Annotated in this window: 12 protein-coding genes and 2 pseudogenes; 4 read left to right on the forward strand and 10 right to left on the reverse strand. The window is 65.5% G+C overall.

The window, feature by feature from the left end:
- Nucleotides 1-72 precede the first annotated feature (72 nt).
- Nucleotides 73-453 carry a VOC family protein gene (locus ACVWZ8_RS02895; RefSeq protein ID WP_456503729.1) on the reverse strand — a complete coding sequence of 127 codons (381 nt, stop codon included), beginning with the start codon at nt 451-453 and terminating at the stop codon, nt 73-75.
- Nucleotides 454-745: 292 nt separating this feature from the next.
- On the opposite strand from ACVWZ8_RS02895, the gene ACVWZ8_RS02900 reads away from it, so the two are divergent.
- Entirely contained in the window at nt 746-1,900 is a 1,155-nt protein-coding gene (locus ACVWZ8_RS02900; RefSeq protein ID WP_456503730.1) for a DUF1275 family protein, read from the forward strand.
- Nucleotides 1,901-1,958: 58 nt separating this feature from the next.
- Here the strand turns inward: ACVWZ8_RS02900 and ACVWZ8_RS02905 are convergent, their stop codons facing one another.
- The 8 genes and pseudogenes from ACVWZ8_RS02905 to ACVWZ8_RS02940 all read right to left on the reverse strand — a co-directional run bounded on the left by ACVWZ8_RS02905 (nt 1,959) and on the right by ACVWZ8_RS02940 (nt 10,005).
- On the reverse strand, nt 1,959-2,609 hold the full coding sequence (locus ACVWZ8_RS02905; RefSeq protein ID WP_456503731.1) for a TetR/AcrR family transcriptional regulator: 651 nt from the start codon (nt 2,607-2,609) through the stop codon (nt 1,959-1,961).
- A gap of 25 nt (nt 2,610-2,634) precedes the next feature.
- Nucleotides 2,635-3,117 carry a hypothetical protein gene (locus ACVWZ8_RS02910; RefSeq protein ID WP_456506002.1) on the reverse strand — a complete coding sequence of 161 codons (483 nt, stop codon included), beginning with the start codon at nt 3,115-3,117 and terminating at the stop codon, nt 2,635-2,637.
- A gap of 36 nt (nt 3,118-3,153) precedes the next feature.
- Nucleotides 3,154-3,738 (reverse strand): annotated as a pseudogene (locus tag ACVWZ8_RS02915) (CocE/NonD family hydrolase C-terminal non-catalytic domain-containing protein); the annotation flags it as partial.
- A pseudogene (locus tag ACVWZ8_RS02920) lies at nt 3,725-4,726 on the reverse strand (CocE/NonD family hydrolase); the annotation flags it as partial. The pseudogenes ACVWZ8_RS02920 and ACVWZ8_RS02915, both read right to left, overlap by 14 nt.
- Nucleotides 4,657-6,582 (reverse strand): dipeptide ABC transporter ATP-binding protein, encoded by a 1,926-nt coding sequence (locus ACVWZ8_RS02925; protein WP_456503732.1) that lies wholly within the window; start codon nt 6,580-6,582, stop codon nt 4,657-4,659. The gene ACVWZ8_RS02925 and the pseudogene ACVWZ8_RS02920, both read right to left, overlap by 70 nt.
- Complete coding sequence (locus tag ACVWZ8_RS02930; RefSeq protein ID WP_456503733.1) at nt 6,582-7,475, reverse strand: ABC transporter permease; 894 nt, start codon at nt 7,473-7,475, stop codon at nt 6,582-6,584. Before ACVWZ8_RS02930 ends, ACVWZ8_RS02925 begins: the two co-directional genes overlap by 1 nt.
- Nucleotides 7,472-8,428, reverse strand: coding sequence for an ABC transporter permease (locus tag ACVWZ8_RS02935; RefSeq protein WP_456503734.1), 957 nt, complete (start codon nt 8,426-8,428; stop codon nt 7,472-7,474). Before ACVWZ8_RS02935 ends, ACVWZ8_RS02930 begins: the two co-directional genes overlap by 4 nt.
- Nucleotides 8,428-10,005 carry an ABC transporter substrate-binding protein gene (locus ACVWZ8_RS02940; protein WP_456503735.1) on the reverse strand — a complete coding sequence of 526 codons (1,578 nt, stop codon included), beginning with the start codon at nt 10,003-10,005 and terminating at the stop codon, nt 8,428-8,430. The genes ACVWZ8_RS02935 and ACVWZ8_RS02940 overlap by 1 nt, the downstream gene beginning before the upstream one ends.
- Nucleotides 10,006-10,179: 174 nt before the next feature.
- Between ACVWZ8_RS02940 and ACVWZ8_RS02945 the strand changes: the two genes are divergently transcribed.
- The 3 genes from ACVWZ8_RS02945 to ACVWZ8_RS02955 all read left to right on the forward strand — a co-directional run bounded on the left by ACVWZ8_RS02945 (nt 10,180) and on the right by ACVWZ8_RS02955 (nt 13,491).
- The gene (locus ACVWZ8_RS02945) at nt 10,180-11,040 is read left to right on the forward strand and encodes a DMT family transporter (protein WP_456503736.1); all 861 of its coding nucleotides are present in this window, start codon (nt 10,180-10,182) and stop codon (nt 11,038-11,040) included.
- Nucleotides 11,037-11,582, forward strand: a complete 546-nt coding sequence (locus tag ACVWZ8_RS02950; protein WP_456503737.1) for a hypothetical protein — start codon at nt 11,037-11,039, stop codon at nt 11,580-11,582. The genes ACVWZ8_RS02945 and ACVWZ8_RS02950 overlap by 4 nt, the downstream gene beginning before the upstream one ends.
- Before the next feature lie 304 nt (nt 11,583-11,886).
- On the forward strand, nt 11,887-13,491 hold the full coding sequence (locus ACVWZ8_RS02955) for a serine hydrolase domain-containing protein (protein WP_456503738.1): 1,605 nt from the start codon (nt 11,887-11,889) through the stop codon (nt 13,489-13,491).
- On the opposite strand, the gene ACVWZ8_RS02960 is transcribed toward ACVWZ8_RS02955, so the two are convergent.
- Nucleotides 13,434-14,111 (reverse strand): LmeA family phospholipid-binding protein, encoded by a 678-nt coding sequence (locus ACVWZ8_RS02960; protein WP_456503739.1) that lies wholly within the window; start codon nt 14,109-14,111, stop codon nt 13,434-13,436. The two genes, ACVWZ8_RS02955 and ACVWZ8_RS02960, sit on opposite strands and share 58 nt — an antisense overlap.
- Nucleotides 14,112-14,144 lie beyond the last annotated feature (33 nt).

Genomic DNA, 14,144 nt, shown 5'->3' on the forward strand with positions numbered 1-14,144 from the left:
GGACCGGTTCGCTCCGGCTTCGTTGCCGGCGGCAGCGAAGCTTTGCGTTGCTGACCGGTGCCAGCTCCGGGTTTATGTGCGCTGGGAGAGGCTGAGGATGTTGCCCTCGCTGTCCAGGAACCAGGCAGACAGTCCCCAGTCATTGGTGGCAACCCCGTTCTCCGTCTTCAGGCCGGGAAAATCATAGTCTTCGAAGACGACGCCGCGGCCCCGCAGATCCTCCATCTCGCGTTGGAGGTTATCCGTTTCCCAGCCCATCTGGGTGTTTTTGGCTGACCCTGCGTTCTCTGTCTGGTAAACGAGGAAGCCCGTTCCGTTGCCGCAGCGGTACATCACGCTGCCCTCCTCCATGGAATCCGAGGGTTCCATTCCCAGTTTGTCCCGGTAGAAATCCTTCGCCCTGTTGATGTCCTTCGCGGGGAGGACAGCCAGAATGTTTGCATCGGTGAGCATGACGATTTCCTTCTCTGCAGTGATGTGTCGCAGCGACGGCGCGGCTCCCCCAGTTTTCGGTCCCCGCTGCGTCCTTGTCCGGGGGCCGTGACCACCCGTCGCGCCGAATGCCGGGCAGCCACCCGGGACTCTTCACCGCCGTGCCAGCCATCACCGGCGCGAGGGTCCCCGAAGCCTATGTGGCCATTATGGACCGACCTGAGGCCAGGGAAAAAGGGAGCCTTGCTACGCGGCGCGGAGGGGTCCCGGCACCACAGCAAGCCGTGGTGCTCCCTAAGGGTGGCGGCTACGATTGCTGATCGCCCTGGCGGAACCCGACGTCGGACATTCCAGCCAGCAGTTCCTCGCTGACTGGGCCGGAAGTCCGGAGCTGCCTGCCCTGGAGTCCCCGGGCCTTCGGACCGCCAAGCTGCCCGGCTGGCTCGCAGCGTTCCAGACCGTGCATGGCTTCGAGGCCTGGCAGCAGCACGGCGCCTGGATCAGCCGGCACTGGGCATTCCTCGGCGCCGATGTAGCCGCCCGGTTCCGGACGGCCTCGATCATCGAGCCGGGACAGGCCGAAGGCGCGCGGGACGTGCTCCGGGCCGCCCGGCAGCACATTTGCTCCGCGGTTTTCGGCGGGGTGCTGATACTGCCGTCGGCCTCATCCGTGGCGCCGCTCCTCCCCGAGTCAGCCCTCGGCGGGGATGCCATCGAACGAATTCGGCGCGCCACCGTGCAACTGACGTGTGTGGCCGGGATCGCAGGGCTGCCGGCGGTCAACGTGCCCCTCTCCATTGACGCGGTGGGCTACCTAGGGCTGGACCGCGTGTTCACCGGCAACATGACCGGCAACGTCGTCATCCTCGGGATGGCCCTCTTCAGTGCCGAGGAACTGCCGGTCCTGGGACCGTCCATTGCCCTGGCAGGGTTCATCATCGGTGCCGTTATCGCCCGGAGCCTCCTTAAGCCGGAAACGGCGGGCTGGAACAAGAGGACCACGGCCCTGCTCACCGTCGACGAGGTGGCGATGGCCGCGGCGGCGTCAGTGCTGTTCGGGCACGCCCCACAGGCCGGAGGCCCCGTCACGTTGGGCATCACCGGTGCCATGGCGACGGACATGGGCGTCCAGGCCGCCACTGCCCGCCACCTCAGCGTCAATGATGCCACCACGGTGGTGGTGACATCGACCCTCACGGGCCTGGCCGCCGATTCACGGCTCGGCGGCGGCACCGGCGCGCACCGGGGAAGGCGGCTCGGGTCCGTCGTCCTGATCCTGGCCGGCGCTGCCGCCGGCGCCCCACTGCTCCACGTTCACGTCGGCCTCGGAGTGCTGCTGACGGCGGTGCTCACCATCGCGATGGCGTTGACCGGCGGGATTGCCCGGGCCCATAGTCAGGGCGGGACCCTAGCTGCCGGTGAGCCTGCGGCACCCGCGGAGTTCCCGGCATCGTTGGCCCGGCGCTAGCTGGGACCGGTCTGCTGCGGGCGGCCGGGCCGTCGGCCGCCCGCTCTCATCAAGCAGGTTAGGAAATCTGCAATTCCCGCTTAACGAACTTCACCAATAGCTCACGGGCCATGTCTACGGGAATGACCGACCCGCGGGAGTAACACTGCACCGCCAGCCCGTCCACCAAGGCGGCGGTTTCAATGGCAAAACCGCGGGGATCAGCGCAGGAAAACGACCCTTCGCTGACTCCGCGCTCGGTCACGTCCTGAAGGGCGTCGCGCCAGGCCGTGTAGTGGGCGTTCATCCATTCGCCGTACTGTTCATCCCGGGCTGCCGCTGACCAGAAGTCGAGCCAGATCAGCCAGTGCCGGCGGGAGTTGGCGTCAGACCCGAACATTCCTTCCAGGAAGTACAGGAGCTCCTTCCCTGGGTCCCCGGATCCCTTCGCACTTTGCTGCAATGGAACGTAGAAATCGGCTGTTTCCGCCTTCACCACTTCCATGAGCACTTCGTCGAGGCCCTTGAAGTGATAGGAAATTGTGCCGGGTGAAACACCGCAGGCCTTGGAGATATCCCGGATCAAAACATTGAACAATCCCTTGTCCGCAATGAGGTCCCGGGCGGCGTCGACCACCAGTTGCCGGCGGACCTCAGTGGGATGACGCTGGCGCTCCCCCGCTGTCTTGGCACGCGGACGATCGAAGTGATCCTGTGCGGCGGCGGCCATTTCGTTGTGCTCGCTCTCCCCTAATTTACGCGGACGTCCGGTCAATGTTTTTCTCAAAGGTTCTTTCAAAGAATAGGTCCTCGCCTTTAAAGGTACGCACCGTATTGCGCAGCACATAGTGCTCAGCCGAGGCCGTGACGGTCGCATGGGTTTCTATCCGGACGGCCCAGTCATCCTTGCTCAAGCTGATTTTCCATTGCGATTCAGCTTTGGCACTCAGTGGGTCGTTGCCCGAAATGAAATACGATTCCAGGGCGTCTTCACCGAAATGCAGTCCGTCCGGATAGATCCGATTCCCACCGTAATTGGGATCCACGGTGAGGGTCCAGCTTTCCGACTGCGGCTCGTACCGGACTTCGCGTTCGGGCCGGGCCAGAAGGGGTGGCCCGGCTTGGATGTTAAGCGCGGGCGCCTGTTCGGCCTCCTCAAAGCGGATGTCCGCCGCTCCGATTGCCGACGCATCCAGTTCGTCCAGGGTCAGCTCGCTGGCAGCAGCATCTATGGTCACAGCGCCCTGCTCCCCGTGTGGCCAGATCCAGGGCCAGTAAGTGGTGGACAGCGCGAGCCGCAGCTTGTGCCCGGCCGGAACCTGCCACGACATGGCGACAAACTGGATCGACGCATCCACGAACTCGCCGGGCACCAGCTCGTCCGCCCGGTCCATCCCGTGCCGCCGGGCGAGGTTGATGGCTCCGCGGGTAATCAGGGTTGACGAGCCGTCCGGAGCGACATCGCAGAGCCGCGCGATGACGTTCCCCCGGGCCGTGGTGCTGGCAACCCGCAATCCCAGGCGCGCGAAGCCGAGCAGGTTGATGTCCTTGTCCAGGACGCCGGTCTCGAAGACCACCGACCGCCCGTCCTCGGAGCGCTGGTCCGGCGGGAGATCCGAGGCATTGCCGAACGGGAACCAACGGGCGGCGTCCACGCCGTTGTGCTGCGGGGTGTCCACCGCCGCGTGCTGCTGGTGGTTCCGTTGCAAGGCTGCGCAGGTCGGTGGCCAGATTAAAGGTGGAGCGTCCGACGGCGGCCGAGGGCCAGCCTTCGAGGCCCACCCAGGAGCCGGCGCGTTCCGGGTAGTTGGTCGCCGGCCGGACCGACTCCTGGTGATAGGCGCGCAGGGCGGGTTCATCCATGATCTTGGTGTCGATGCCCTTGAGCCAGTAGTCCCACCAGCGCAACGTTTCCTGCAGGAAGCCGATGGTGGGCCCGGGAGTGCGGGCGATGTCGGGATACTGGTGCGACCAAGGCCCTATCAGACCCTGCACGGGCGACTCGAGGTTTTCCAGCAGCCGGAACACCGTGTTCCGGTAGGGATCCGCCCAGCCACCCACGGCCATCACCGCCGCGGTGATCTTGGAGTAGTCCTCGTTGACAGAGCCGTGACGCCAGTAATCGTCCCGTTCCTGATGGTCCATCCAGATTTCGGAGAACGGCTGGAGGGCTTCCAGCCTCTCCTTCCACATGACCTCCCAGTTCTCCCCGACCCGCCACGGCGCCGGCGGCCGGCACTGGAAGGCCAGCATGGTGCCCGCCCACGAGGTCATATCGATGCCCAGCATGGCGCCGCCGAAGTAGTGGACGTCGTCCGCGTACCGGTCGTCGGTGGAACAAACAGTGACAATCGCCTTCAGCGCTTCAGGCTGCTCGGCAGCCAGCTGTAGGGAATTGAAACCGCCCCAGGAGATGCCGAACATTCCGACCTTCCCGGTGCACCACGGCTGGGCAGCCAGCCACTCGATGACCTCGACGCCGTCGGCCTGTTCCTGTTCATGGTATTCATCGAGCATCACTCCTTCCGAATCACCGCAGCCGCGCATGTCGACGCGCACCGACGCGTAGCCGTGGCCGGCGTACCACGGGTGCCGCTGGGCGTCGCGGGGCGCCGTCCAGTCGCATCGGCGGTACGGGAGGTATTCCAGCAGCGCCGGCACCGGCTCCGCCGCGGCGTTTTCCGGCAGCCAGATGGTCGCGGCCAGTCTGGTGCCGTCTTTCATGGGGATGACAACGTTCTCCATCACGGTGACGGTGTGGGGAAAGTCGCTGCGAATCAGCATGTCCGGTTTCCTTCCAGTGCTGGTGCTGCTGCGCCAGCGAGTTCGGCCACGTCGGCGTGGCATTGGATGTTGTGGCTGGCACTCACGGCGATGGTGGGCGGGGCGACGGTGTGGCAAACGTCCCGGACCAGGGGGCAGCGGCTGGCGAAGGGACAGCCGTGCTCGGGCGGGGCGGCGGGAATCTCGTCCTTCACGGCCTTCATCTTGGCCTCGTGGTCATCCCCGAGCTCAATGACGGAGTCCAGCAACAGCCTGGTGTAGGGATGGGAAACGGACGCGAAGATCTCCTCCACCGTCCCTTCCTCCACAATGCGGCCCAGGTACAGCACCACCACCCGATCGGCGATTGCGCGCACGACCGCCAGGTCGTGGGTGATGAACAGAAAGCCGAGGGACTTTTCCCGGCTCAAGTCATCCATCAGCCGCAGGATCGAGGACTGCACCGAGACGTCAAGGGCGGAGACCACTTCATCCGCCAGCACCAGCGCAGGTGCTGCCGCCACGGCCCGGGCGATGCCCACCCGCTGGCGCTGGCCGCCGGAGAGCTGGCCGGGAAGGCGCTGCGCGAAGCCGTCCGGCAGGTCCACGTCGGCCAGGGATTGCTGCACGCTGGCGTCCTTCACGCCGAACAGGTTGATGGGCCGTTGGATAGCAGTCCGCACGGTCTGGCGCGGGTTCAAGGACGTGTCGGCGTTCTGGAAAATCAGCTGGATGGCCTGCCTGAGGTTCTTGGGCCGGCCGGACACCGTCTTGGCCAGTTCGCCGCCGTCAGCCAGGGAAATCCGGCCTCCGGCGGTTTTCTGCAGCCCGGCGATCGCGTTGGCGATGGATGATTTGCCCGAGCCGGATTCGCCTACCAAGGCCACCACTTCGCCGGCATTGACTGTGAAGCTGACGTCCTTCACGGTGGCCCCGGTGCCGGGCACGTGCTTGCGGCGGTAGTCGATGCTCAAGGACTCCACGGTCAAGACGGGCTGTGCCGTCTGGGGCGCGGTCCGCCGGTACACTCCTTGGTCCTGTACCGAGTCGATGCCCGCGTCGATCGCATCCTGGTCCATGCTGGGCGGGATACCAGGGACGTCTATGCGCGGCACGCTCGCCAGGAGTCCGCGGGTGTAGGGGTGCCGGGGATTTGCCAGCACCTCCCGGGTGGCACCGGCTTCCACGATCTCGCCGCGCCGCAGGACGGCAACATCGGTGCACATCTTGTCGATGACACCCAGATCGTGGCTGACCAGCACCATGGACATGCCCAGCGAAACCTGCAACTCCGCGAGCAGGTCCAGGATGGCCGCCTGCGTCACCACGTCCAAACCGGTGGTGGGCTCGTCCAGCACCAGCAGGGTGGGGTTGGCTGCCAGCGCGACGGCGATCCCGATGCGCTGCTGCTGTCCGCCGGAAAACTGGTGAGGGTAGCGGTCAAGGGCCTGGGCGGGATCGGGCAGGCGTACCAGCCGCAGCAATTCTTCGGCCCGGCGGCGCTGGGCGGCCTTGTTCCCTTTGAGCGAGTGCAGCGCCTCTGTGATCTGCTCCTGGATTTTCATGGTCGGCGTCAGCGCGCTGCCCGCGTTTTGCGGGACCATCGCCACTTCGCTGATCCGGAACTGGCGCAGTTCCTTCGTCCGGAGGGCGAAAACGTCCTGGCCGGAAACGCCGGCGGTTCCGGCGGCAACGAAAGAGCCGACGCGCAGGGATCCCAGCAGGGCGCCGGCGAGCGTGGACTTTCCGGAACCGGATTCACCCACCAGGCCCAGGACACGGCCCCGGCCGAGGACGAGGTTAATGTCCTTCAGGACGGAGACCTCGCGTTTGCCGGTCCGGTAGGAGATGCCGAGGTTTTGGATCTGCACCACTCGGTTGTCATCGACGTTTTGGGCCGATCCGCGCCGCGTGTTGGAGGTTATGGTCTCTGGTGTCATCAGCCCAGCACTTCTTTCATACGGTCAACACCGAGGCTCTTGGCGAGCCCGTCGGCTGCGAGGTTGAGGCCGACGATCAAGGTGGCCAGCGCCGCGATCGGGGACAGGGTGGCGAGCGGCACGACGGACATCAGGTTTCGGTTTTCCGCCACCATCAGGCCCCAGTCAGGCGTGGGAGGACTGGCTCCGAAGCCCAGGAAGGACAGCGAGCTGATCAGCAGCACCACCCAGGAAGCGCGCATGGCGAACTCCACCAGGATGACGTCCAGGACATTCGGGAACACCTCGCGGGCCAGGACGGAGAACATCCCCTCACCGCGGGCTTTGGCAGCAGTGATGTAATCCTTCGGGAGCACATCCATCACCGTTGCCCGGACTATTCGGGTCACGCCGCCGGTATAGACGACCACCACCGCCAGGATGATCACCCACGGACCGGTCCCGAAGATGGTCACCACCACAAGCATCGACAAGATGGCCGGGACGGCCAGCACGGAGTCCAGCACCCGGGTGATGACATCGTCCACGATGCCGCCGCGGTAGGCGGCGATGCCGGCGATGACGGATCCCAGCAGTACCGTCAGGGCGGTGGCCGTGAAACTGATGGCCAGCGCATACTGGCCACCGAACAGCGTCCGTGTGAGGGTGTCCCTGCCGAGCGCATCGGTGCCAAGCAGGTGCGCGCCCGAACTCTCCTGCAGCGCGACCATCGCGTCCGTGGCGATGGGATCGTATGCAGTCAGCAGCGGCGCGAACAGCGCAAGCAGGATGTTCAGGATCACCAGCCCGAAGCCGAAAGTCGCAGAGCGTGACTTCAGGATGGACCGGACCACCCGGGTAAGGCTGCCGGGCGCCGCTAAAGCCGGGGCCGCCGTCGTCGTCGTGGCACTCATTTGGCGCTCCTCGGGTAACGCAGTCGGGGGTTGAGCAGGAACGCCGCAAGGTCCGCCAACAGATTGCACACCACGTAGGTCAGGGCGCTCATCACCGTGATCAGCAGGATGGCGGGAAGATCACGCGTCTGGACGGAGCGGATCATCAAGGTGCCGATGCCCGGGTAATTGAAGATGCTCTCCACCACCACCACGCCACCCACCAGCCAGGCGACGTTCATGGCGATGACGTTCAGCGTAGGGAGCATCGCACTGGGAAGGATGTGCCGGAACACAATCCGCGGCGTGGAGTTGCCCTTCAGGATGGCGGTGCGGACAAACTCGCTGTCCATCACATCGATCACGGAGGTCCGCATCATGCGGATGATGTAGGCCGCCAGGACGCAGATCAGCGCGGCTGCGGGCAGCCACACGGACGGCAGGATCTCGGCCAACGAGGCATTCTGGCCGGCAATCACGACAGCCGGGAAGATCGGGATGTAGATGGAGAACAGCAAAACGAGCACCGTTGCCACCACAAACTCCGGGACGCTCATCCCTACGAGCGCCAACGTGGAAATCGAGATGTCGGGCCAGCGGTCGCGGGTCAGTCCGGCTACCAGTCCCAAGACCAGGGACAGCAGGATGCCGATCACGATGGTGATGCCGGCCAGGACCGACGTGTTCACCAGCGCCGAGCCTACTTCTGCCCCCACACTGCCGCCACTGACAAGGGACCTCCCGAAGTTGCCCTGCAGCGCGTTGCCCAGCCAGCTGAGGAACCGTGAGACGGGAGGCTCGTCGAGCCCCAGCTGCTGGCGCATCGTGGCAACTGCCGAGGGGGTGGCGTTCTGCCCCAGCAGCTGGCTGGCCGCGTCTCCCGGCAAAGACTGGATGGCGCTGAAGACCAGCACCGTCGCCAGTAGCACCGTGAAGACGGACCAGCCTATCCGCTTAGCGAAAAACGTCAGCATTAGGCCTGCAGCCCGATGTTGATGTAGTCGAACTCGAACCCGTGCTCACTGTAGTTGACTACCTTCTTGCTCAGCCCGGTCATCCGGTCGGAGAAGAACGGAGTCAGCGAGCCGCCGTCGTCGATCAGGATCTTCTGCGCATCCTGGTAGAGCGTCTTGCGCTTGCCGGCGTCGACCGTGCCGCGGGCTGCGTCCAGGGTCTGGTCGAACAGCGCATTGGAGTACGCCGTCTCGTTGTAGGAGGAGCCGGTGCGGAAGATCTGGTTCAGCAGCTGGTCGATCGGCCGGCCCGTGTACCAGTAGGTGGTCATCAGCGGCTTCTTCATCCAGACATCCGTGAAGTACGAATCCGCGGGCGAGTTGGTCACCGTCAAATTGATGTTGGCGGACTTCATGGAACTCTGCAGGGCCAGTGCGAGCGGGGACAGGACGGGGTCGTAGCTGGACGTGTAGACGGGCACCTCAAAGGTGTCGAACCCTTTGGCCTTGAGCAGGGACTTCGACTTGTCCGGGTCATAACCCAGGCCGTAGTCGAGGTAGTACGCCTCGGTGGGCGGCACCGGGTTGTTGTGCGCGATGGTTCCGTTGCCCTGCACGGCCAGCTTGAAGACCTCTTCCGGGTTGTAGGCATGGGCGAAGGCACGGCGGATGTCCGCGTCCTTGAACTGCTCACTGGTGTTCAGCATGGGAACCGGGTACCACTGGGCGTTTTTGACGCTGGACACCGTGGCCACGGACGAGGCCAAAACCGTCTTGGCGGTGGCGAAATCAAGGTTCGTCTGAGCGATGAGGTCAACCTGGCCGGCCAGCAGTGCGTTTACCCGCGCCTGCGTATCGGCAATGCTGGAGAACTCGATGGCGTCCAGCTTGGGCTTGTCGCCGAAGTAATTCTCGTTTCGCACGACGGCGCCGGGTCCTGCGGCGGTGAAGCTCTTCAGCTTGAACGGACCGGTGCCGATGCCGCTGGCGGCGATGGTCGCTGCGGAGCCTGCGGGGATGATGTAGCAGTTGTAGCCGGTCAGGAGGCTGGCGAATTCCGCATTCGGGGACTTGAGTGCGAAGACCACTGTGTTGGCGTCCGGGGCGGTGATGGAATTGCCGTCAACGAAGGGCGACAGCACTCCTGCCTGGGGCGACTTTGTGGCCGGATCCAGAATGTGCTGGATGGAGAAGATGACGTCCTGCGCAGTGAACGGCTTACCGTCATGCCAGGTCACGCCCTTGCGCAACACGAACGTCCAGCTCAGCGCGTCCGGGGAAAGGCTCCACGAATCTGCCAGGTCCGCGACGATCTCACCGGTGGGCGACAGTTTAACCAGGCGGCTGTAGAGGGCGCCCAGGTATTCATAGGCGGACAGGGAGCTGGCCGGGTCCAGCGTTTCGGCCTTCGACGCCGGCGGCCGGGCAATACGCAACGTTCCGCCCTGACGGGCCGTGCCGGTGGCTGTACCTCCTGCCGACGGCGACGGGCTGACCCCGCATGCGGCGAGCACTGTGGGGGCCAACAGAAGGGCCGAACCGACGAGAAGGGAACGCCGGGAAAGCTGCCCCGAGGGTGCTTTGATCCTTGAATCCATCGTATGGAATCCTTTACATTTTTGCTTTCGTGAACGAGCTAATTCATGTACTGTACGAATAAATCGTCCGGGAGAGCAATAGTTCCACGATAAATTAATCGCCCAGAAACAACGGGCCATTTTCCGACGAAAGGCCCTGCAGTGACGGGTTGGTACCGAAGACCAGATGTGCTGATGGTCATTACGTCCGCGCCCACCTATGTGGCGACGCGGGAAGCTCTCAAGGTACTTTCACCCCAGGACCTGACTCCAGTCCGATTCCTGCTGTCCGCCGGCATCGTGGGTGCGTTCCTGCTGATTCGGGGGCAGCGGTTGGCCCTGACACGCGCCGACGTGCCGCGCATGCTGCTCACCGGGATTCTCGGCTACGCCGGCTACGGCTTCCTGCTCAACCTGGGCCAGGCCACCGTGCCTGCCGGCACCACGAGTTTGCTGTTGAACATATCCCCGGTGTTCGCATTTCTGCTGAGTTACCTGGTTCTCAGGGAACGGACCACGAGGCTTGGCTACGTTGGCATCGTTATTGCTGTGCTGGGCGTGGCAGTGATTACCCTCGGGGACAGCAGCGCTGTGGGATTCAACCGCGACGCGATCTACATCGTGGCCGCCGCCTTGGTGCTATCAGTCTTCCTCATCGTCCAGCAACCGCTGTTCAAGCGCGTACCCCCGGTGGAGGTGGTGTTCTGGGGCAGCGTCATCGGCGGTGCGGCAACGTTGCCGACCGCGACGTTCACGGCTGATCCGGCAGCGTTCACCCCGATGTTCTGGACCGCACTCCTGGTCCTGGCCGGAGTAAGCACGGCCGTGGCCTACGCCTTCTGGAACGTCTCGTTGGCCCGCACCAGCGTCGCGGAAGGCGGTGCACTGCTCTACGTAGTCCCCGCGCTTTCCCTGCTCCTGGGCTGGGGCCTGCTCGCCGAAGTGCCCACGGCGGCGTCGCTGGTGGGCGGAGCCGCGGCCCTCACGGGCGTGGTGCTGCTCTCCCGGGCAACTCCACCGGCATCCCAAATGAAAGAACTGAGGCCGGTCCCGTGATGCCCGAATCGAAGAGGCAAGCCTCCAGGCAGCGCGCCGAAGACACCGGCTTGGGACCCGTTCCCGAGAGCATTATCGAATTCACCGTTCCCCGGCAGGCGGCCCAGGCTTTGGAGTCCGTGGCCAACACGGCACTGCGCCTGGTTGGCGGGCGGCTCGTCACCGTTTCGTTGTGGCGCCCAGCGAGCCACGATCTCGTCCGCGTCTACTCCAACATGCCACGGATTTACCGGCTGGGCGGGGTTTCAAGTGAGTTGGGGGCAGAGTGGACCCGACGGTGCGTAGGACAACTGGAATCCTTCCTCGCGGAAGATGAGCATGCCATCAATTCCGACGCCTTCGAACACCAGGACACGTTGGGCGCGCTCCAGTTGGAGGCCGCGATGAATGCCGTCATAGCCAAAGAGGGCGCTTTTCTCGGGTGCCTGAACCTGCTGGGGAGCCGAGGCTCGTACACGGAGCAGAGTGTCCGGGCCGCCGATACCCTGGCCGGCGAGTTGGCTGACCTTCTGGCGGAACTCCGAAGTTCCACGACTGGCTGAGGTTTCGGCCGTGCGGGGGGCCTCCGCAGAGGCAACTGCGCCCCGAAGCCGGCGGCGCGCCGTCGCGACCGCTGCCGGAGCGGCTGCCGCACCGAAGCCCACGAGCTCGGCGTGCCCGTCATCCCCTTGACTGTCAACACCACGGCGGACATGGAGCGGCCGATGGACCTCGGCGTCGACGCCATCATCAGCGACTACCGCACCCGCTTCGCACGGTTTCCGAGAGCGCCCGCCGCGCGCCATTGTTTTCCCCTTGGTCCGGTCATACCGTGAAGCAACGGTCAGCCGAAGTGCAGGTGCGGGAATGCGGACTTTACCCTGGTCATCGCTCTGTCTCCTGTTGTGTCTTCTGGCCGCGGGCATCCTCGGCGGCACCACACCGCCGGCACCTGCCCGTTCCGCGGCGCCGACCACCGAACCTCCGAATCCCGAGCAGGCCTATGCGGAGTTGGACTCCTTCCTTCAGGAGCAGATCAAGTCCCTCGGAATTCCGGGCGCCGCCGTCGCCGTCGTCCGGGACGGCGTCCGGGTGCACGCCGCCGCCTTTGGCCGCGCCGATGACTTCGGACGGCCGATGACCGCGCAGACGCCGGTACTGCTGGCCTCCACCAGCAAGACCCTCACCGCCATCGCCGTGCTGCAGCAGGTTGAGGCTGGCCGTCTGCGGCTGGATGAGCCGGTCCAGACCTACCTGCCCTGGTTCACGCTGGACGACACCCGCTCGTCAGCCATCACCGTCCGCCACCTGCTCCATCAGGCCAGCGGCATGGCCACGAAGGACACAGCCTTCGAAGCCTCCGACGCGCAGGGCCCGGAAGCGCTCGAGGAAGGGGTGCGGGCCCTGGCGGCATCCCCGCTGGCCGGCGAACCGGGCGCGGCCTTCCGGTACGCCAACGTCAACTTCAACATACTGGGCCTCCTGGTGCAGACGGTCACCGGCCAGCCGTTCGGCGACTACCTTGAGCAGCACGTCTTCGGGCCCCTGGAGATGGCCCGCAGCCATCCGACGCGAGCTGATGCCCGCGCCGACAACGCGGCTGCAGGCTATTCGCGGTGGTTCGGCTCGTTCTGGCAGCAGACTGACGTGCCCGCTCCCACCACCGGAATGCCGTCCGCCACGATGTACTCGTCGGCAGAGGACCTGAGCCACGAGCTGATAGCTCTGCTCGACGGCGGCCGATACGGCGAGACCCGGATCCTCCAGCCCGGGAGCGTTAAGGCGATGTTCGAGCCACGGGCGCAGGTGGACGGATCCAAACGCTACGCCATGGGCTGGTACGCCAGGCCGCTTGTGGAGTCCGCCGAACCCGCAACACCGGCCGTCCCGGAGGAAACGCTGCCTCTTCTCCTGGAGCATCAGGGCGAATGGGGCAACAGCCACACTTACCTGGCCATGGTTCCGTCCGCCCGTCTTGGCGTGGCCCTGGTCATCAACGGCAATGACGCGGCTGCCCCGTCACGGCTGCGAGCGATCGACAGCAACGTCCTGCGGATTCTCCACGGCCAGGTGCCGGTGCCGGCGGTGGTGCAGGAGGACTGGCTGCAGCGCTACAGCTGGGCGATCTCGCTCGCACTGCTGCTGGCGGAGCTGCTGAGCCTGTGGCTGGCGCTCCGGTTCCTGCTGCCGCGGCGACACGCCCCTGCCGGGAAGCGGTGGGCTCCCCCGGCCTTGGCTGCCGCAACCCTCGCCCTCGACGGGTTTGCGCTGTGGCTGTGCCTCATCTACGCCCCTGCCCGGTTCGACACCCACCTGTTCGTCATCGTCCGCCAGTTTCCCGACGTCGGCGTCTCCCTGGTGCCGGTTCTTGCGCTGGCTATCCTGTGGCCGGTCCCGCGGACACTATGGCTAGGTTACGGGACGAGCTTGATGTCCTCGCCCCGGAGGTTGGTGCGGAAGCCGTCGCCCTGAACGGCGACATTCTGAAGCACGAGGCCCTCGGGCAAGCCCTCGATGCTGTGCTCGATGGAAACGAACCTGCGGACGACGGCGGCGGTAGCGTCGGAGAGGAAGTCCGGCCCACCTACGTCGATCGAGCGCGGTTCGACAATGAGCTTGCCGGCCTTGACCCGGACCGTGCCGGTAGCGGTGACGCGCAGTTCGCGGCCCAGGGCCGTGACGGTGCGAATTACCGAGGCCTGGCCTCCGTCCGCGGCGCGGACCACGGTTCTGCTACCGAGATTGTTGGCGACCACCTCGAACGGCACTGTCGCGTCCACGGCGAGCCGGCCAGCGACCAGCCCGTCCGGGCCCGTGACCACGTCCTGCCCGACGGCCCGGACGTCGCGGAGTAGCGAGCCCGCGGCCACCACTGTCCCAGCGTCCAGTGCAAGGTCGGCGAGCCACACTACGTCCTCGCGCAGGTCGGCGGGAGGCTGTGCGGCCGGCGGGCGGTCGGCGCCCACCGGCGGCGTCGGCACAGGCCCTGCCTCGCCCCGGCCTGCCGGGTCGCTCACCGCCCACCAGAGGATCGCGGCCATCACCCGCAGGACGAGGACCATCCCCGCAACACCGATCAGCCAGTCCTTCACACGCGTCCGCTTGATGAGGACAGTCTGGTGGCC

Source organism: Arthrobacter sp. UYCu723, assembly GCF_054059215.1.